Source organism: Pseudovibrio sp. M1P-2-3, from assembly GCF_031501865.1.
GTDB classification, from domain to species: Bacteria; Pseudomonadota; Alphaproteobacteria; order Rhizobiales; family Stappiaceae; genus Pseudovibrio; species Pseudovibrio corallicola.
Window position 1 is genome coordinate 2356765 of the sequence record NZ_JARRCW010000001.1, and the last position, 20376, is coordinate 2377140.

Below are 20376 nucleotides of genomic sequence, written 5' to 3' on the forward strand. Positions count from 1 at the left end.
TTTCAGATTCTTTTTAAGAATTGAATTGCAATTAGTTTTGTATCTTTTTCACTATTTCAGCCGTGCGGTGAGCGGCTTCGAGTGAAACTCTATAGGTTCCAAAACCACTGCAATCTTTGGCCAATGCTAGGGGGCATTTATGAAAGTTGAACGGCGCTATACGAAAGAAGGGCAAAGCCCTTATGCCGGGATCGAATTCCGTGACGCTACAAGCGAAATACGAAACCCGGACGGGTCAATTGTTTTTCGTCTCGATAACATTAAAGTTCCGACACAATTTTCTCAGGTTGCCTCTGACATTCTTGCGCAAAAATATTTCCGTAAAGCTGGAATTCCCACCAAGCTAAAAGCAATAGAGGAAAACAACGTACCAAGCTGGCTTTGGCGCAAAGTTGCAGACACAAAATCTCTTAGCAAGCTAAAGACTTCCGATAGATATGGCTCAGAGACCGATTCGCGTCAGGTTTTTGATCGTTTGGCAGGTACCTGGACATACTGGGGATGGAAGGGTGGATACTTTACCGGCGAAAAAGATGCTCTCGCCTTTTTCGATGAATTGCGTTTCATGCTCGCTACCCAAAAGGTCGCCCCCAACTCACCACAGTGGTTTAATACAGGCCTACATTGGGCCTATGGTATTGATGGTCCAAGCCAAGGGCATTTCTACGTAGACTTTGAGAGCGGCGAACTGGTGCGCTCCAACTCAGCCTATGAGCACCCTCAACCCCATGCGTGTTTCATTCAGTCGGTAGATGATGACTTGGTGAACGAGAATGGCATTATGGATCTGTGGGTTAGAGAAGCTCGCCTCTTCAAATATGGATCAGGCACAGGCTCCAACTTCTCCCGTTTGCGATCTCATGGTGAAAAACTCGCTGGCGGCGGCAAATCTTCCGGCCTCATGAGTTTTCTCAAAATTGGAGATCGAGCTGCTGGAGCTATCAAGTCTGGCGGAACCACACGGCGTGCAGCAAAAATGGTGGTCGTTGATGTTGATCATCCCGACATTGAAGAATACATCGGCTGGAAAGTCAAAGAAGAGCAAAAGGTTGCTGCTCTCGTAACAGGATCCAAAGTATGTCAAAAACACCTTCAATCAGTAATGAAATCTTGCATCAACTGCGAAGGTAGTGGAGATGATTGCTTTGACCCAAAGAAGAACCCTGTCCTAAAGCGGGAAATGCGCGCAGCCAAGCAGGCTCTAATTCCAGAAAATTATATTCAACGGGTCATTCAATTTGCGCGGCAGGGCTATAAGACAATTGAATTTCCAACCTATGATACAGATTGGGATTCAGAGGCCTATCTGACCGTTGCCGGGCAGAATTCAAATAACTCCGTTCGCGTTACTGATGGTTTTCTGAACGCAGTCTTCCAAGACACTGACTGGGATTTGACTGCCCGAACGACCGGGGAGACAATAAAAACAGTCAAAGCAGCAGACATATGGGAACAAATTGGATACGCCGCTTGGGCATCAGCAGACCCAGGCCTTCAATACCATACCACGATTAATGAGTGGCACACGTGTCCGAATGCAGGCGAGATTCGGGCATCAAACCCTTGTTCTGAATATATGTTCCTTGACGACACGGCTTGTAATCTTGCGTCACTGAACCTAATCCAGTTCCGGAATGAGAACGGCAGCTTTAACTACGATAATTTTGAACACGGCGTTCGGCTTTGGACCATGGTTTTGGAAATCTCCGTATTGATGGCACAGTTTCCTTCAAAAGAGATTGCCCAACTCTCATACGAATATCGAACTCTGGGCTTAGGCTATGCAAATATCGGCGGCCTACTTATGACAGCCGGCATTCCTTACGATAGTGATAAAGGGCGTTCGCTTTGCGGAGCAATTACCGCGATCATGACAGGCGTATCTTACGCAACTTCCGCCGAAATGGCTGGAGAGCTAGGGCCTTTCCCGGGCTATAAAGCCAATGCCGATCATATGCTACGAGTAATTCGCAACCATCGGCGGGCCGCTCATGGCATAAGCGAAGAATGTGAAGGACTATCCACCCCTCCAGTCTCTTTAGATCACAAATCCTGTCCAGAGCCTATTTTGATAGACCGAGCCAAAGAAGCTTGGGATACCGCATTAAAGCTGGGACAAAAACATGGTTATCGCAACGCCCAAACAAGTGTCATCGCTCCAACTGGTACGATTGGCCTTGTCATGGATTGCGATACCACGGGTATCGAGCCTGACTTTGCATTGGTAAAGTTTAAGAAGCTTGCAGGCGGTGGCTACTTTAAAATTATAAACAGAGCTGTTCCCGAAGCCCTTAGAGCGCTTGGTTACGGAGAAGCTAAAATTGCTGAAATCGAAGCTTATGCTGTAGGGCACGGCTCCCTATCGCAAGCACCCGCAATCAACCCAACATCTTTGCGAGCAAAGGGGTTCGATGATAAAGCTCTAGAAAAAATTGCCTCGGCCCTTGGTTCGGCTTTTGATGTAAAATTCATATTCAACCGTTGGACACTCGGTGACGAGCTTCTTACCCAGTCTCTAGGAGTAAGCGCAGATCAGCTTGAAAATTCCGAGTTTGACTTACTAGCTCACCTTGGTTTTACAAAATCCGAAATTGAAGCAGCAAATACGCATGTTTGTGGAGCAATGACCCTTGAAGGTGCCCCTCACCTTTCTAAGGAACATTATGCGGTATTTGATTGCGCTAACCCTTGCGGGCGCACAGGTACGAGATATTTGTCCGTTGAGAGTCATATAAGAATGATGGCAGCCGCTCAGCCATTTATTTCTGGCGCCATATCAAAAACCATTAATATGGCAAGTGGCGCGACTGTTGAGGATTGTAAAGACGCATATATGTTGTCATGGAAGTTGGGTTTGAAAGCTAACGCCCTTTACCGCGACGGCTCAAAACTCTCTCAGCCACTGAACGCACAACTTCTGGAGGACGAAGACGCTGAAGACGCAGTTGAAGCAATCACCGCAAAACCACAGGCTGCACAGGCGGAAGTTCTGGCCGAGCGTATTGTTGAGCGGATTATTGAACGCTCTGTACGTACGCGTGAAAAGCTGCCCAACAGGCGTAAAGGGTACACCCAAAAAGCCTCAGTTGGCGGACACAAGGTCTATTTAACGACCGGTGAGTATGAAGACGGACGCATCGGTGAAATCTTCATTGACATGCATAAGGAAGGTGCAGCGTTCCGGTCGTTAATGAATAACTTTGCAATAGCTATCTCTTTGGGGCTTCAATATGGAGTTCCCTTGGATGAGTACGTTGATGCTTTTACATTTACCCGTTTTGAGCCTGCTGGTATGGTCATGGGTAATGATGCAATTAAAAATGCCACTTCCATTCTTGATTATATTTTCAGAGAGTTAGCAGTTTCCTACCTTGGCCGAAATGACCTTGCCCATGTTCCTCCGGAAAGTCTTGTAACATCCACATCGGTTTCGCGTTTCAATGAAGGCAAACAAGATGCGGAAGCGCAACCTGCAGTAGTGTCTCACGGGCTTGTAAGGGGACAGACCGAACAGTTTCGCCTAATTAAAGGAAACGAAGACGGTGGAAGCTTTGCAGCCCACGTAACATCAACTTCAACTGTCATTTCGCAGACTCTCAGCAAAAACTCTGATAGCTCTAGAGACAGCGGTAAAGTCGAAATGGTGAAAGCGGAAACTTCCAAGGCCACGCAAGTAGCCCAAGCCCGTATGAAAGGCTACGAAGGTGAAAGCTGCTCCGACTGTGGTAACTTCACAATGGTCCGCAACGGGACTTGCTTGAAATGCGACACTTGCGGCAGTACGAGCGGTTGTAGCTAATTGCGCATAGTAGTGCCATTTGGCTTTATCTACATATTTTCAAAGAGTGAGGCCTGTAGCAATACAGGCTTCATTTTCAATTAAACACATGAGAGAAGCCGAATATTCACAATTCAAGACTTTACTTTATCCATTTGTATTTAAAGATATATTTAAAATGCAATTCATCAAGAACTCAGCTGACCGATGTCAGAAAATAGCCTGCATATAACTAATACCCTACTCAAAGACCTTATACCGCACACGTTGCCTTCATATAGACTGTTTGCTAATTCGAAACTAAAAGATTACCCCCTTAACTAAACCACTCAAAGCGTCCAAAGAGAGACATAGTTTGTAATGATCCGCCATATAGTTTTGTTTAATGCCAAAAATCCAAAGGATAGAGAAAAAGTTTATGAGGGACTAAACTTATTGAAGCAAAATCCTTTTTGTATGCATTTGGAAGTTGGTCGAAATATAAAAACAGACAGTATCTCTGAGAACTGGGTTGATTTTGTAGTTTACGGTGAATTTGAAAATGAGGAACAGCTAAGTGCCTTTAAGGCTCATGATATTTATCATAAATCCATTGAAGTCGTACGCCCTTTGAGAGACAGACGATTGGCAGCGGACTTTCTATCTTAAGCTCCTTGGGAGTGTGCTCGAAAAACTCGTTAGCTGTATGATTATATACCTAGCTGATACGAAAACACACTTCCTAATTTTTATTGAAATTGTCCTTCTTTAGAAGGCCCAAGTACGGACGCAACTCCCTCTACTGAATATCTATTGCCCCTTCTAAAGCTCCTCAAAAACAGTGATCGAATAGAAACACCCCATTATCTCGAGTGACTTCCACTTTGAAACAAAGTCAGAATTTCTTCAGGCCTTTCAACCGCAGCAGTCGGGTTCATATCCTTTAGTGAGCTAAAGGTTCCATTGCCCCAAGACACTGCAATACTCTTTATTCCAACTTTACGCGCAGCTTCGATATCCCGTATCTCATCTCCAATGGAAAAGGTGGATGAGTGTGATGCCTTACATTTTCTAATAGCCTTTTTAAACTTAGGCGCCTTCCCAAAGATCGACACACCGGCGGAATAATAATCAATCAGGCTAGCAACCTGACCACCCAGCACATACCTCATATTTTTTTCCGAGTTGGAACTCACAACTGCTATGGAGACATCTAATTCCCTAAGATCCTTCAAAACATCATATACCCAGTCGTAGGCTTGAAACATATCAACGTCTCTAGTTGCCATTTTTCTGACTTCACGAACAAGTATAGGGAGCTTCCAACCGGAAATTTTCAGGTATGAGATGACAAAGCGTGGATTTCTCCCCTTCAACATCTTGTACTCTTCAAAGGAAATTACGCGCGTTTTATATTTGCGGGCGATATTGTTGTAGACATCATAGAACCACTCACCACTAGTGGCGAGGGTGCCATCAAAATCAAAAATAGCCAATTTTCGTGAATACACACTAAACCTTATTCAAAGTGCAGAGGAACTACTTCAAAAGCATACTCGATACAAAACACCTTTATCCTACATCCAGCAAGCTCCTAAAACTCCTATTCTTTATGGGGGTAGAACAACCGATCCTACTCAGCCAACTGCATCAGACATGAATTGTCAGGTTCCACTCCTCAAAAAGGCAACCAAATTACTAGAAACAAGAAAAACAACAACAAGAATACGTGCAGTCTATTAAAATGCTTTGCCTTGAGGGTAGAAAGCTGAACTTTTTTCGGTTAGAAACGCGTGAAAACGTAATTCAAAGGCATCAAGGGTACCAATGGAAACCGTTCTTATCGTAATACACTTAATGGTCGTTCTGGCCTTGGTTGCTCTTGTACTCTTGCAACGCTCTGAAGGCGGAGCTCTGGGTATGGGAGGAGGCGGCGGCAGTGGCGGCGGCTTTATGACAAGCCGTGGTACAGCCAACGTCCTCACACGTGGCACAGCTATACTCGCTGCTGTATTTTTTATCACCTCATTAAGTTTGGCTCTTATTTCCCGTTGGGATGAACGACCAGGCTCTTTGCTTGATAATGTACCTACAGCTGTTCAAAGCGAGCAAACTCAAGATACTGGTAGAGGTTTGTTAGAGCAGTTGCAAGGTAACAGTCAGCAACAGGCTCCAGCTCAGCCATCAGGACCACAAGTGCCCGCAGCACAATAAACTTCTTTTGTGCTGAAAGGTACATCGAACATTATAATAACGGCGTTGCGTTTAACGCAGCGCTCGTTTTCTTGCGTTTAATAACCATAATAATTAGTACCCTTTGAGGTGCTATTCCTAAGGATACGGTAGCGATCAATGGCGCGTTACATCTTTATTACAGGCGGTGTTGTGTCTTCTCTTGGAAAGGGACTAGCATCAGCCGCTCTCGGCGCTGCTTTGCAGGCTCGTGGATACAAGGTTCGTCTTAGAAAGTTGGACCCATACCTCAATGTAGACCCGGGCACGATGAGCCCCTATCAGCATGGAGAGTGTTATGTCACAGATGACGGCGCCGAAACTGATCTTGATCTGGGACACTACGAACGGTTCACAGGTCGTCCAGCAAATAAGCAGGACAACATAACCACCGGTCGTATCTATCAAGAAATTATTGCAAAAGAACGTCGCGGCGACTACTTGGGCGGTACAGTACAAGTTATCCCGCACGTGACCGATGCAATCAAAAATTTCGTTTTGGATGGAAACGAAGACTACGACTTTGTACTGTGTGAAATTGGTGGAACCGTTGGTGACATTGAAGGACTTCCCTTCTTTGAGGCTATTCGCCAGCTTGGGAATGACCTGCCAAGAGGTCAGGCAATTTTCATTCATTTGACGCTTCTTCCATATATTCCAGCCGCTGGAGAAATGAAAACCAAACCTACACAGCATTCGGTAAAAGAGCTGCGTTCGATTGGTATTCAGCCTGATATTCTTCTCATCCGCTGTGACCGCCAGATTCCCGAAGCTGAACGCAGAAAACTTTCGCAATTCTGTAATGTTCGCGAATCGGCCGTCATTCCCGCATATGATGCGAAAAGCATCTACGATGTGCCGATTGCCTACCACAAAGAAGGTCTTGATGAGCAAGTCTTGGAGGCATTTGGTATTACTGGCGCCCCTGCTCCAGACTTCTCGCGCTGGGAGCGTATTTCTAATTCATTGGCAAACCCCGAGGGTGAGGTCAATATTGCAGTAATTGGCAAATACACAGTCCTTAAAGATGCGTACAAGTCTCTTATTGAGGCCCTCGTACATGGCGGGATTGCAAACTCTGTCAAAGTCAATATCGACTGGATCGAATCTGAAGTTTTCGAGAAGGAAGATCCTGCCCCTTACCTTTCAAATGTGAACGGTATTCTGGTTCCGGGCGGCTTTGGCGAACGTGGCTCAGAAGGTAAAATTGCCGCGGCCAAATATGCCAGAGAAAATAAAATTCCTTACTTTGGCATCTGTTTTGGTATGCAAATGGCCGTTGTAGAAGCTGCCAGAAATATGGCTGGCATTGCAGAGGCTAGTTCCACAGAGTTCGGCACAACCAATGAGCCTGTTGTCGGATTGATGACCGAGTGGAATAAAGGAAATGAAAAAGAAACCCGTAATCATGATGGTGACCTTGGTGGCACAATGCGCTTAGGCGCATATGATGCACTCTTAGAAAAGGGCTCACGCATTGCGGAAGTTTATGGCAATCAGAATATCTCTGAACGCCATCGCCATCGGTATGAAGTCAACATCGACTACCGCCAGCGTTTGGAACAAGCTGGCCTGAAATTTGCTGGAACTTCACCTGATGGCTATTTGCCCGAGACCGTTGAAATCCCAGAGCACCCTTGGTTTATTGGGGTCCAATATCACCCTGAGTTAAAATCACGTCCATTTGAGCCTCACCCGTTGTTTGCATCTTTTGTTGCTGCTGCACGGGATTACAGCCGCTTGGTATAGGGTGAACTTTCATGGCAATTGCCCTTAAGAATATTATTAAAACTGTCTCGTCTATGGACGAGGCAGTTAAGCAATGGACTATGCTCGGTTTTTCTGTAGAGAACATAAGTTCTCTTACATCTGATAATAATTACCATCAGATATCTTTGAAGAATGTTACTATTCAACTGTTTTCAGAGAAGAAAAATTCGGCTCAACCGATTCCTTTTCACGAAAAATCTGCCCTCAGATCATATCTACAAAATGCTTCGAAATCCTCTTTGCACAGGACTGAGCTTTCATTTAGCAGTCAAGATATTCAAAGAGATTACGCTGCATTGAATACTGCCGGATTTGGAGATTACGTTGACAGACGCCTTTTGCAGCCAGATAACTCCAACCAAGCTGCATGTCTTTTTTCTCGGGACCCACTAACTTCTGAGATTTCTTTTTCTTCGCATAGCTTTAGTAACACTAAAACACAGCTTGATTCAGCACTAGCTACCCACTCTAATGGCGCAGAAGATATATCATCCATTGTTCTTGTAGCCGATAACCCTGCCGATCACCATGAGTACTTGAAAGCTCTCACTGGATCTAAAAGTGCGCGATTATCCAGCCTAGGTCTGGAGCTTGAGACAGGGAATGTATCCATTCAGGTCCTTTCCCCCTCCGCCTACAAAGCTCTCTACGACTTAGCTGCGCCTAACAATACACAGGGCTTGCAACTAGCGGCCATTCATTGTCGCTTCAAAGAGCTATCACGGTTTGAAAAATTTGCGAAAAATGCGGACCCAAGAGAACACAATGGTTACCTAGTCATCAGCCCAGATAATATCCTAGATCTCGCTATCATCGCTAGCTAATCTCTTATGGTCGGGAACTTTCAGCTTTTGCCAATAGTGCGCATCCTTCTGCTGAGATAGGCTCAGCAGAATACTTAATTTGCAATAGGGTAGTTTGGAATGCGCACTTTCCGCCACCTCTTGATTACATCTCTGATTCTATTTACTTTTTTTGCATCTGAAGTGTTCGCATGGCCAGCCAGAACCACACAGCCACTCAACTTTCGTACAGGCCCTAGCCTCGATGACGAAGTCGTTCTGATTATTCCCTACGGGAACTATCTGGAGGTAAGAGGTTGCCTCTCTTGGTGTCTAGTTGTCTATGCCGGTCGAAATGGATGGGTTAGTTCAAATTATATTGCTCCTTTAGAAGGCGGGCCTCCACCTATTGTTACAGCTCCGCCTGTAACAAACCCTCCATACTGGGGCTTTCCGGTTTTTACTCGCAGAAGGCCACTCGCACAACCAACTCCCCCAGCAGGCTTACCAGTGGAAGAGCTTTCAGCATGGGAACGTATGCGTCGATCTTTAGACTGGTAACTATAAAAGAAGAGCGAACCATCTAGTTATACAGGCAGCCTATAACGCACTATTATTTTCCTACTCGCGTAGTAGGACCCACTTTGAGCCACAACAGCTACAAATACTGCTATTTTTTGCACAACTTCACAAAAACCCTCATATTTTCACTGTGTTCAATCTTGACTGAGCTTGCTCAAATCATAAAGGAACTTTATTATCCGCCAACCTTGTACAACGGGCTGACACAACTGTGTTATTTCTAAGGAAATAAACAAAAGAACGGATTTTAATATGCTGGACACGCTGCGGAAAAAGGCAGGTTCTTGGATTGCAAAAGTACTTATAGGCTTACTTGCAATCAGTTTTGCCGTTTGGGGTATTGCTGATGTCTTTACGGGCTTTGGGAATGACTCAGTCGCAAAAGTCGGTAAAACTGAAATTTCTACCTTGCAATTTCAGGAGGCTTATCAACGTGAGCTAAGTGCACTTTCAAACCAGCTTAACCAGCAGATTACGGCTGAACAAGGGGCCGCTTTTGGTATACCGGGGCAAGTTCTGGGTCGGTTGATAGCCGAGGCTGCAGTAAATGATGAGGCAACATCATTGAAACTTGGCGTCTCAGATGACGCTATTTTGGAAGTCATTCAAAAAGATCCAAGTTTCCAAGGAATAGGCGGAACTTTCGACCGTAACCGCTTGAACAACTTTTTACGCGCAGTTCAGATCTCTTCGGATGAATTTGTTGTTCTTCAGCAAAAACTGGCTGAAAGGCAACAGCTTGTCGAAGCTCTTGCGGGAGATGTTGCGGCTCCCAAACCTTTAGTACAGTTGGCATATCAATATCAAAACGAAGAACGTGTAATTCAATTTGTTTCTCTGCCCGAAACTCTTGTTGGTACAGTAACACCACCAACAGAAGAAGAGCTAAACAGTTACTTTGAAGAAAACAAAGCAAATTACCGTGCCCCAGAGTTCCGTAAAGCCACATTTATTGAATTAACTCCAGCCTCCGTTGCTCTGCCTCAATCTGTTACAGATGAGCAAATAAAAGCAGAGTATGAGCGCCAGAAGCCAAGACTTCAAACAAAAGAGCAGCGTCAAGTTTTCCAACTTTCATTTGCCAATGAAAGCCAAGCAGAAGAAGCCGCACAGCAGCTTCAAAGCGGAGCCAGCTTTGAGAATATCATGAGTGAAAGAGATTTGACTGAAAGTGATGTCGATCTTGGCCTTATGACGAAATCTGGCTTTTTGGACCAATCTATTGCAGATGCGGCATTTGCCTTAGCTGAAGGCGAAACAAGCGGCGTTATCAATGGAAAACTATCCAATGTAATCATAAAAGTTAACAAAATAGAACCAGCGACAACGTCTTCTCTTCAGCAGGAAGAGCCTCGGTTACGCAAGGAAATTGCCGAATCTATTGCCGAGGATGAAATCCAGAACCTCTATGAGGAAATTGAAGATGCTCGCGCAGGTGGCAGCACATTTCAGGAAATCGCAAGTCGTTTCAAGCTTAACCTAGAAACATCTGCTCCCTTCAATAGATCCGGCATAGGCCAGGAGGGTAACAAAGTTGAAGTGCCTTCCGCTGAAAACTTTATTTCAGATGTATTCGGCAGTGATATTGGTCAAGAGAATGACGCTATCGCTTTAGGTACAAATGGATACCTGTGGTACCAAGTTGATCAAGTTATACCAGAAAGGGACAAGTCTCTCTCTGAGGTTAATGAGCTGGTTAAAACAGATTGGACTGATGACAAGAGATCAAAGCTTCTAGACGAAGAGGCGAAAAGCCTTCTGCAAAAGCTTGAGAATGGTACGCCTCTATTTGAAATTGCACACGAGACAGGCTTGACTGTTGAAACATCAGAACCCTTTTCAAGGAATTCTGTACCGTCTTCTCTCTCCAGAGAGGCTGTTTCAGCGGCATTTTCCGAGCCGGTTGGCTCGACAGCCGAGGTTATAGGACGTCCCGATGAGCGGCTTCTAATTAAGGTTATCAGCTCAAACACCCCTGTTACCAATGAGCAGCAGATGCAGCAACTTGAACAAGAGATGGCCAATGACGTTCAAAATACATTGGTGAATCAATATGTTCAGAGGCTGGAAACAGATGCCAACGTGCAGGTGAATCAAAACCTGCTCTCGCAAGTCTCGCGTTCCGCCGCTCGCTAGGAGACCTAGCTGTACCCAGTTTGGACACAACACAAACTGGGTACCTGCCATTATTCAAAAACAAGCTTTGCAGGAAGGAACGTACCTTGAGCAATTTAAAAGCTCTAATAGCCAAGGTCGCGGATGCACACTTACTAAGTCGTGAAGAAGCTCAACAAGCCTTCGAAATCATCATGTCCGGTCAGGCCACTCCGTCCCAAATAGGGGGGTTCCTCATCGCCTTGAAAATGAGGGGCGAGACAATTGATGAAATTGCGGCGGCTGTTGAAATTATGCGTAAAAAAATGCTGCGCGTCTCCGCTCCCATAGATGCGATAGATATAGTTGGAACGGGGGGCGACAACTCCGGTACCTACAATGTATCAACCTGCACAGCCTTTGTCGTAGCTGGCTGCGGTGTTATGGTAGCCAAGCATGGTAATCGCTCACTTTCTTCCAAGTCAGGTTCTTCTGAAGCGCTGGTAGAGCTGGGTATTAATATTAACCTTGGACCACAAGAGATTTCCGAGTGCATCAACAAAGCCGGAATAGGCTTTATGTTTGCACCAGCACACCATAGTGCAATGAAGTATGTTGCCCCAACCCGTACAGAACTAGGTGTACGTACTATATTTAATATCTTAGGCCCCTTGGCAAACCCAGCTGGCGTAAGCCGTCAAATGACTGGCGTTTATGACACAAAGTGGGTGCGCCCGATCGCCGATACCCTGTTAAAACTGGGAACCAAGTCAGCGTGGGTAGTTCATGGCTCCGATGGCCTTGATGAGATCACAACCACTGGCTCAACGCGGGTAGCCCAGATTAAAGATGGTGCAATCACCGAGTTTGAAGTACACCCTAGGGATGCTGGACTGTCTATGTCATCTTTGGCGGAATTGAAGGGCGGCGACCCTGCCTACAACGCAGCAGCACTTCTTGACGTCCTCAACGGGGCAAACAATCCTTACCGTGATATTGTGCTATTCAATGCAGCAGCTGCATTAATTGTGGCTGAGCGCGTTTCTAATCTAAAGGAAGGCGTTGAGCTTGCCGCGCAAAGTATAGACAGTGGTAGCGCTCTTGCTCATTTGCAACGCATCATTACTGTGTCCCAATCGTAAAGTCAGAGTGGTACAATGGCTGATATCCTAAAGAAAATCGAAGCCTATAAAAAAGAAGAGATTGAGGCGGCAAAAGTGCATACTCCTCTGCAAACCATCAAAAACAATGCAGCTGAGGCTGATCCCACTCGTGGATTTTGCAGTGCAATTAAAGAAAAACACAGGCAAAACCAATACGCTTTAATTGCGGAAGTAAAGAAAGCAAGTCCTTCAAAAGGTCTCATTAGGCCTGATTTCCACCCACGTCAACTTGCAAAATCCTATGAAAATGGCAGGGCGGCATGCCTTTCCATTTTGACTGATTTTCCGTCTTTTCAAGGGAAACCAGAATATTTAATTGAAGCAAGGAAGGTTGTAAGCCTGCCAGTCCTGCGCAAAGACTTTCTGTATGATCCCTATCAAGTCTATGAGGCCCGTAGTTGGGGTGCTGACTGTATCTTGCTAATTATGGCTGCTATCGAGGATGGTCTAGCTCAAGAGTTGGAGGAAGTTGCTTTTGAGTTGGGTATGGATGTTTTGATAGAAGTGCACAATGAGGATGAGTTGGGCCGGGCACTTAAATTGAAGTCCCAACTTATTGGAATCAATAACAGAAATCTTCGAACATTCGAAACATCGCTTGAAACCAGCGAGAAGTTGGCTCCGCTGGTTCCAAAGGACAGGATAGTTGTTGGAGAATCTGGCCTATTTACGAGTGAGGATCTTAACCGTATGGAAAGAGCCGGAATATCCACGTTCCTTATTGGTGAAAGTTTGATGCGCCAGAAGAATGTGGAAGAAGCAACAAAGTTACTTCTAGAAAAATAGAACGCATACCAGCAAGAAGTCTGAGCAATGTCCCAAAACTCTAAACTTACGCATTTGGATGAAACTGGCGCAGCCCATATGGTGGACGTCTCTGAAAAGGCGGTAACAGCGCGCATCGCCCGTGCCTCCGGCTCTGTAAAGATGAAACCTGAAACTCTGGAGCTTATTCGCTCTGGTAATGCGAAAAAGGGAGATGTACTGGGTGCTGCGCGTATTGCTGGTATTCTGGCAGCCAAACGGACACATGAGCTTATCCCGTTGTGCCACCCCCTCCCTCTTTCGAAAGTTACAATTAACTTCACTCCAGCACCTGAGCTTCCAGGTATCCACGTTGAAGTGTTTGCCAAGGTTAGTGGACAAACCGGCATTGAAATGGAAGCACTAACAGCGGCATCAATTGCCTGTCTGACGATCTATGATATGGCGAAAGCTGTTGATAGGACCATGGAAATCACCGGTATTACTCTACTTGAGAAAAAGGGCGGAAAATCTGGCCATTTCATTGCGGCAAAGGATTGAATAATGTCTCTGATAAGCGTTGAAGAAGCAAAAGCCAGACTTCTTGCATCTACCTATCCTCTAGAAGCTGAAATGGTATCACTTTTGGATGCAGGCGGCAGGATACTTGCTAAGGATTTATGCGCGGAGCGCACCCAGCCCCCATTCGCCGCCTCTGCAATGGACGGATATGCTGTTATTGCAGAGGATACAAACCACTCAGAAAGACCTATTCAAGTTATTGGGGAAGTTGCAGCGGGACAGAGTTTTTCGGGTAAAGTTACGAAGGGATCAGCAGTAAGAATTTTTACGGGGGCCCCAGTACCAGATGGAGCAGACGCTATCTTAATGCAAGAAAATGCGGATAGAGAAAGCAATATCGTCTTTGCCAAACAACCTGTTTCAAAAGGAAAGTTCATAAGGCCGGAAGGTTTGGATTTTTCCAAAGGAGAAGTTCTTCTCAAAAGCGGGACCAAGCTAGACTATCGCGAGCTTTCCTTGGCAGCGTCCATGAACTATTCTCAGCTCCCTGTATACAAGCGCCCATTGGTGGCAATTCTAGCAAATGGGGATGAACTTGTTGCACCGGGAGAAGAGCCCGGACCAAACCAAATTGTTGCTTCCAATCAAATTGGTATTGCCCGTCTTGCGCGAGAGTGCGATGCTAATGTTCTTCTTCTGGGAATAGCCCCAGATAATAAAGAGCAAATAGCAGATAAAATAAAGCAAGCTCTTGAAGCCAAGGCAGATATTTTGGTAACACTAGGCGGGGCTTCAGTCGGTGATCACGACTATATTCAAGAAGTACTGGGTCAAGTTGGAATGTCACTTGAGTTTTGGCGTATTGCTATGCGACCGGGCAAGCCGCTTATGGCGGGCCATATTGGACAAACAAAAGTCCTTGGCCTTCCTGGCAATCCAGTCTCCAGTTTGGTTTGTGCATTACTTTTTCTGAAACCTATTCTTAGAAAAATAACAGGGCAACTTGATCTTGGCGGCGAAAGAGTTGCCGCAATCCTTGGGGCAAGTTTGGAAGAGAACGATTTCCGGCAGGATTTTCTTCGCGCAGAACTTACCGAAGATAACAATGGAAACCTTGTTGCAACACCATTTGCTATTCAAGATTCATCCATGCTTTCAATGTTCACTAAAGCTCATGCGCTTATCGTAAGAAAGCCCAACGCCCCAGCTGCGCAAACCGGAGAACAGGTCAACATTATTCCTTTAGGGCCTACTTTTTAGGAGAAACGGCGCACTTTGGCGCCGTTGATTTTAGAGCATTTTATGTTGATGGCTCACTTATGAGGACACAGTTAAACTGCTCATCAAGACCTCCCATGACGGATACTCGCTCATTTTCCATATTCTGGTCCATATTAAAAATAATACGGGATATATCGAGATCTTTAAGTTTGGGGGCAACACCATCAGACATAAAATCATATCGATCTTTTATACCTAACGGAAACAAGTTGGTATGAGATTCCATGAACTGGGCATCAGCCTTCATCTTGCCGGATGTCGGATCAATTTCATAAGTTACATCAATAGGCTGACCAACAAGCGAAAAATATTTATCTTCACATTTCTTGTTCTGTTCTGGAGCAGGTGACCCAGTGTTTTGGACAGCATAAATCTTCTTTAGTGGAGCAGAAAATTCGCCTTTTTTCGCATCCGCCAATGCAGGTAACCCGATTAAAAGCGCCCCTCCTACGATTGCTACCCCAAGTATATCAGTGAACTTCATAACTTTCTCCTCTTGTGACCGTTTCAAGTTAAAGATGAACTTGCAAACTGAAAGTGGAGACATATTCCCTTGAGAAGAGTGAAAAAACACACAGCAAACATTGCAAATTAATTCTTAAGTAGTGCCTCTAATGGCCAGAAGACAACTGGTGTACAAAATACTAGGAGGCATTGCTTTTTATTTTTAACTGATAATAGATGAACGTCAGAATCAAGTTCCTTCACAATTCTCGAATCCTTATTAAAATCCTTGATATTGCGCGACGAAATTCGGAGTTATACATGGCGTTACGTTTCTCTTACCTGCTCGCTCTTGGGATAGCTTCCGGTGTCGGCCTATGGATGGCCTCTGGCAAAGTTGTGATCGGTGGTGCGGGCGAGTCATCTCCACCCTCTCCGGCTGAGCAATTGAAGAATATTTCAAACAAACCAATTGCAGTAAGGGTTGCCTCTTTTCATGCACAACCGCGAGAGGCCAAATTGGAAGTTCGCGGTAGAACAGAAGCTGATGTCAAGGTAGTGGTTAGAGCCGAAACTACCGCCGTAGTCAGAAAGCGATTTGTAAACGAAGGTGATCTCGTCGAAAAAGGTGACCTTCTTTGCGTGCTTGATGAAGGAGCGCGAGCTGCAAGAGTACTTCATGCAAATGCGTTACTCGCCCAAGCAGAACTCGATTATCAGGCCTCGACAAAGCTCAATAACAAAGGGTTTACAGCTCAAAACAAAGTAGCTGCACTTAAGGCTTCCCGCGATGCGGCAAAAGCACAGTTACAGGAAGTGGAACTTGAACTTGATAAGACTGAAATAAGATCTCCTGGTCGCGGGATAGTTGAAAGCCCAATGGTGGAAGTTGGCTCTATGCTGCAAGCAGGCCAACCCTGTGCAACTATTATAGACTTTGATCCAATGCTTGTAATTGGAACGGTTTCGGAACGGGACATAAATAATGTCTACATAGGTCAAGAGGCTCAAGTTTCCCTTGTGACAGGCGAACAATTGTCAGGAAGCGTTCGCTATATCGCACCGGCAGCTAACCCGGATATGCGCACATTCAGAGTTGAAATCGAAATCTCGAATGAAACAGGGAAAATTCGTGATGGAATTACAGCAACTGCGAACCTTATAAAACCAATTCAAACCGCTCATTTTATCTCTCCCGGGATTTTGACATTGAACGATAATGGAGAAATTGGGGTTCGGGCAGTAAGTGATGAGAATAAAGTCCTTTTTTATCCTGTAGCCATTGAAGGCGGGACTACAGAAGGCGTTTGGGTAAAAGGTCTTCCAGACGAACTTCAAGTCATAGTTGTCGGACAAGACTTTGTCCTTGAGGGGCAGACTGTTAAGCCAATGCCTGTTGAGCTGGAGGTGGGATCATGATCTCTATGCTTGAAGGCATTTTGAACCGACCCAAAACTGTATTCTCCTTAATGCTCGTGCTCATTACTGCCGGAGTACTTGCATATCGCTCTATTCCCAAGGAAGCTGCACCGGATATTGATATCCCAATTTTCTATATCTCCATAAGTCAGCAGGGTATTTCACCAGAAGACGCGGAACGTCTCATAGCACGCCCGATGGAGACCGAATTAAGGGGCCTTGAAGGATTAAAAGAGATCACGGCCATTACAACCGAAGGTCACGCGGGAATTCTGCTGGAATATGATGTGAACTTCGACAAGGATCTAGCTCTTAATGAGGTTAGGGAGAAGGTTGATCAGGCGAAGGTAAAGATACCCGAAAATGCGGATGAACCTTCGGTAAACTCTATCAATATGGCGCTTCAGCCGACAATTAATATTTCACTTTCTGGAAATGTACCTGAAAGGACCCTCTATCAAATTTCCCGCCGTCTTAAGGATGTCATTGAGGCTATCCCTTCGGTAAAGGAAGCAGCACTGTCGGGCCACCGGGAAGAGCTTCTCGAAGTGATCATAGACACCCAGAAGATGGAGTCCTATTCAGTTACCCAGACGGAGCTAGTGAATGCTCTTGCTCTGAATAACCAACTGATTCCTGCGGGCTTCATGGATAGCGGAAAAGGGCGCTTCAACATAAAGGTTCCAGGCCTTGTCGAAACAGCGGATGATGTATTCTCCCTACCACTTAAGCAGTCGGGTGAAAGCGTTGTAACACTAGGTGATATCGCTACAATCAAACGCACATTCAAAGACAGGACCAAATCACTAATCGTCAATGGGCAGCCTGCAATCGGGCTTGAAGTCGTTAAGCGCATAGGCGAAAACATTATTGAAAACAATCAGGCTGTCAGAGCTGCGGTTGAACAAGTTACAAGGGACTTACCAGAGACGATCCATGTCACTTATATGCTGGATCAATCTGATAATATTAAAGAGATTTTGGCCTCTCTACAGTCCTCCATTCTCACAGCAATCTTCCTTGTTATGATATTGGTTGTGGCAACACTCGGGTTAAAATCCGGTCTGCTTGTTGGTCTTTCTATCCCGACTTCATTCCTTATCGGCTTTCTCATTCTCTCCTTTATTGGGATGACCGTTAACACAATGGTCATGTTCGGCCTTGTTCTTACAGTCGGTATGCTTGTAGATGGCGCGATTGTAATGGTTGAGTATGCTGACAGGAAAGCCGCTGAGGGCATGCCCCCTAGGGCAGCCTATATACGAGCCTCAAAACTCATGTTTTGGCCTATTGTATCTTCTACAGCCACAACACTTGCAGCATTCTTGCCAATGCTGCTATGGCCCGGAGTTTCCGGGAAGTTCATGAGCTATTTGCCGGTTATGGTGATTATAGTTCTATCTGCCTCACTAATTACGGCAATGATATTTCTTCCAGTCACAGGCGGTGTCCTATCATCGGCCAGTTCGTTTTTAGCTAAATATGGCGAGTTCATTCTGACCGGCGCCACGTCGTTGTTCCTCATTCTGGCTTTAGCTGGCAATCCAGCCCTAAAGGATTCGATAGGTAGTTATCCAGCTCTCACGCTCGGGATAATCGCAGGCCTATTAGTCTGTTTTCCACTCTATAAGCTCTTTAAGGCCGTTTTTTCCTATACGCGGGCACGGCTTAGTAAAAGCCGTGCCTCGAAAAATGAAAAGGCGCAGGTATTCAGTGGACAGGAAAAGTTCGACCCACAACAGCTTACCGGCTTTATGGGAATCTATATTCGAACACTAAGGGTTTTGGTTACGAACCCATTAGGCACATTCGCCACCATGGGGGGCATGTTGCTCATTTGTTGCGGAATTTTTGTCCTATTTATTGGCAAAAATAATGGAACAGAGTTCTTTGTCGCCGAGGAACCGGAAATTGCCAACCTGTTTGTCTCCGCTCGCGGAAACATGTCCTCTAAGGAATCTGTAGAGCTCGTAAACGAAGTGAACAGCATCGTTATGAATATCTCCGGAATTCAGAATATAACCGCCAAAGCCTTTCCTAGCGGAGCCGGTGGTGGAACGGGAGGCCAAGACAAGCCTGCTGATCTCATCGGCCAGATTACGATGGAGTTTGCAGACTATTGCTGCCGTCGCAAAGGCGAAGAAATCTTTCAGGAAATCCGTAATAAAACGGCAAATCTGGCTGGTATCAAGGTAGAGGTTCGCGGCGTAGAAGGGGGTCCTCCAACAGGCAAGGACATTCAGCTTCAAGTCGCTTCCAACAACTATGATGAGTTATCTGGTATTGTCACTAGAGTTCGGAAACATCTGGATTCCATGGAAGGGCTGTTAGATCAAGAAGATAGCCGTCCCCTGCCCGGCATTGAGTGGGTCATTAATATCGACCGGACAAATGCAGCACGCTATAAAGCTGACATCGCACCCGCCGGGACCATGATCCAACTTGTCACAAATGGTGTTTTGATTGGCGAGTACCGTCCCTCCGACTCTGAAGATGAAGTAGAGATCCGCGTTCGGTTGCCACAAGAAGAAAGAACGCTTGACCGTTTCGAACAACTACGCCTCCAGACGCCGCTTGGGCAAATACCCATGTCGAACTTCATTGAGCAGGTTCCGCAACAGAAAGTTTCCTCAATAGTACGGCGTGATGGTCAATACATCATGGATATCAAGGCAACTGTAGATAAGAGCAACGGTTATCTCGTCACAACTAAAGTCAAAGAGCTTCAAAACTGGATCGATAGCCAAGAGTGGCCGGAAACGGTCAGTCTGACATTTCGAGGTGCGGATGAAGAACAAAAGGAAGCACAAGACTTCCTACAAAAAGCCATGCTTGGCTCGCTGTTTCTCATGTTCTTGATTTTGCTTACACAGTTTAATAGCTTCTATCAAAGCTTTCTTACTCTCTCTACCGTTGTTATGTCGGTCTTCGGCGTACTATTGGGCATCCTTATAACTGGTCAGAAGTTTTCCATAATCATGACAGGTACGGGCATCGTCGCTTTGGCAGGTATTGTAGTGAACAATGCAATTGTGCTGATAGATACATATAATCGCTTGCGCAGCGAAGGGGAAGATCCCATTGACGCGATCCTAAAGACCTCGGCGCAACGAATAAGGCCCGTTCTGCTAACAACTATCACAACCATCGCCGGTCTCATTCCAATGGCGACACAGGTGAGCTTTGATTTTGTTGATCGCGTAACAACTTATGGTTCTGTCACATCGACCTGGTGGGTGCAGCTATCTACTGCGATCATTGCGGGTCTGACATTCTCTACCATTCTTACACTGGTTGTAATACCCACTATGCTTGCAGCCCCCCGCGTCTATGCGCAGTTTTTCACTCGCCTGATACATAGAATACGTACCGGGCGTGATGGCTCCCCTCCCCCTGATGGAGGCGGGTTCATCACAACAGTGGATGAGCATGTTCATCATAGAAAACAAGTTGCAGTGGCTGCTGAATGATATAAAAAAGGCGATGTTTTATTTCAAAAACATCGCCTTTCCTTCTTGAATATGTTGGTCCAGAGCACATCGCGTTCATTCGCATTCACGCTGTGCACTCTAACTTGTTTATATTG

General features: G+C 45.6%; 15 protein-coding genes. 13 read left to right on the plus strand and 2 right to left on the minus strand.

The window, feature by feature from the left end; all coding sequences use genetic code 11:
* Positions 1–139 precede the first annotated feature (139 nt).
* The gene (locus P6574_RS10260) at positions 140–3799 is read left to right on the plus strand and encodes a vitamin B12-dependent ribonucleotide reductase (protein ID WP_310620185.1); all 3660 of its coding nucleotides are present in this window, start codon (positions 140–142) and stop codon (positions 3797–3799) included.
* Positions 3800–4138: 339 nt separating this feature from the next.
* A complete protein-coding gene (locus tag P6574_RS10265; RefSeq protein WP_310620186.1) occupies positions 4139–4426 on the plus strand; it encodes a Dabb family protein in 288 nt (95 codons plus the stop codon).
* Between the two features lie 194 nt (positions 4427–4620).
* On the opposite strand, the gene P6574_RS10270 is transcribed toward P6574_RS10265, so the two are convergent.
* Positions 4621–5253, minus strand: coding sequence for an HAD hydrolase-like protein (locus P6574_RS10270; RefSeq protein WP_310620187.1), 633 nt, complete (start codon positions 5251–5253; stop codon positions 4621–4623).
* 331 nt (positions 5254–5584) lie between these two features.
* Between P6574_RS10270 and secG the strand changes: the two genes are divergently transcribed.
* The 9 genes from secG (at position 5585) to P6574_RS10315 (ending at position 14906) form a co-directional block, all read left to right on the plus strand.
* Entirely contained in the window at positions 5585–5971 is a 387-nt protein-coding gene (gene secG / locus P6574_RS10275; RefSeq protein WP_310620188.1) for a preprotein translocase subunit SecG, read from the plus strand.
* A gap of 138 nt (positions 5972–6109) precedes the next feature.
* Positions 6110–7738, plus strand: a complete 1629-nt coding sequence (locus P6574_RS10280) for a CTP synthase (protein ID WP_310620189.1) — start codon at positions 6110–6112, stop codon at positions 7736–7738.
* 11 nt (positions 7739–7749) lie between these two features.
* On the plus strand, positions 7750–8583 hold the full coding sequence (locus P6574_RS10285; protein ID WP_310620190.1) for a hypothetical protein: 834 nt from the start codon (positions 7750–7752) through the stop codon (positions 8581–8583).
* Between the two features lie 99 nt (positions 8584–8682).
* The gene (locus P6574_RS10290) at positions 8683–9102 is read left to right on the plus strand and encodes an SH3 domain-containing protein (protein ID WP_310620191.1); all 420 of its coding nucleotides are present in this window, start codon (positions 8683–8685) and stop codon (positions 9100–9102) included.
* A 273-nt stretch (positions 9103–9375) separates the two neighbouring features.
* Positions 9376–11259 carry a SurA N-terminal domain-containing protein gene (locus tag P6574_RS10295; RefSeq protein ID WP_310620192.1) on the plus strand — a complete coding sequence of 628 codons (1884 nt, stop codon included), beginning with the start codon at positions 9376–9378 and terminating at the stop codon, positions 11257–11259.
* An 86-nt stretch (positions 11260–11345) separates the two neighbouring features.
* Positions 11346–12359, plus strand: coding sequence for an anthranilate phosphoribosyltransferase (gene trpD / locus P6574_RS10300; protein ID WP_310620193.1), 1014 nt, complete (start codon positions 11346–11348; stop codon positions 12357–12359).
* Between the two features lie 15 nt (positions 12360–12374).
* The gene (gene trpC, locus P6574_RS10305; RefSeq protein ID WP_310620194.1) at positions 12375–13166 is read left to right on the plus strand and encodes an indole-3-glycerol phosphate synthase TrpC; all 792 of its coding nucleotides are present in this window, start codon (positions 12375–12377) and stop codon (positions 13164–13166) included.
* Between the two features lie 27 nt (positions 13167–13193).
* Entirely contained in the window at positions 13194–13685 is a 492-nt protein-coding gene (gene moaC / locus P6574_RS10310; RefSeq protein WP_310620195.1) for a cyclic pyranopterin monophosphate synthase MoaC, read from the plus strand.
* Positions 13686–13688: 3 nt separating this feature from the next.
* Positions 13689–14906, plus strand: coding sequence for a molybdopterin molybdotransferase MoeA (locus P6574_RS10315; protein ID WP_310620196.1), 1218 nt, complete (start codon positions 13689–13691; stop codon positions 14904–14906).
* Positions 14907–14946: 40 nt separating this feature from the next.
* Here the strand turns inward: P6574_RS10315 and P6574_RS10320 are convergent, their stop codons facing one another.
* Positions 14947–15411 (minus strand): hypothetical protein, encoded by a 465-nt coding sequence (locus P6574_RS10320; protein WP_310620197.1) that lies wholly within the window; start codon positions 15409–15411, stop codon positions 14947–14949.
* Between the two features lie 281 nt (positions 15412–15692).
* Here P6574_RS10320 and P6574_RS10325 point away from each other — a divergent pair, with 281 nt between their 5' ends.
* Both P6574_RS10325 and P6574_RS10330 read left to right on the plus strand, forming a co-directional pair.
* A complete protein-coding gene (locus tag P6574_RS10325; RefSeq protein ID WP_310620198.1) occupies positions 15693–16790 on the plus strand; it encodes an efflux RND transporter periplasmic adaptor subunit in 1098 nt (365 codons plus the stop codon).
* Complete coding sequence (locus P6574_RS10330; protein WP_310620199.1) at positions 16787–20260, plus strand: efflux RND transporter permease subunit; 3474 nt, start codon at positions 16787–16789, stop codon at positions 20258–20260. The genes P6574_RS10325 and P6574_RS10330 overlap by 4 nt, the downstream gene beginning before the upstream one ends.
* The last annotated feature ends 116 nt before the right edge of the window (positions 20261–20376 follow it).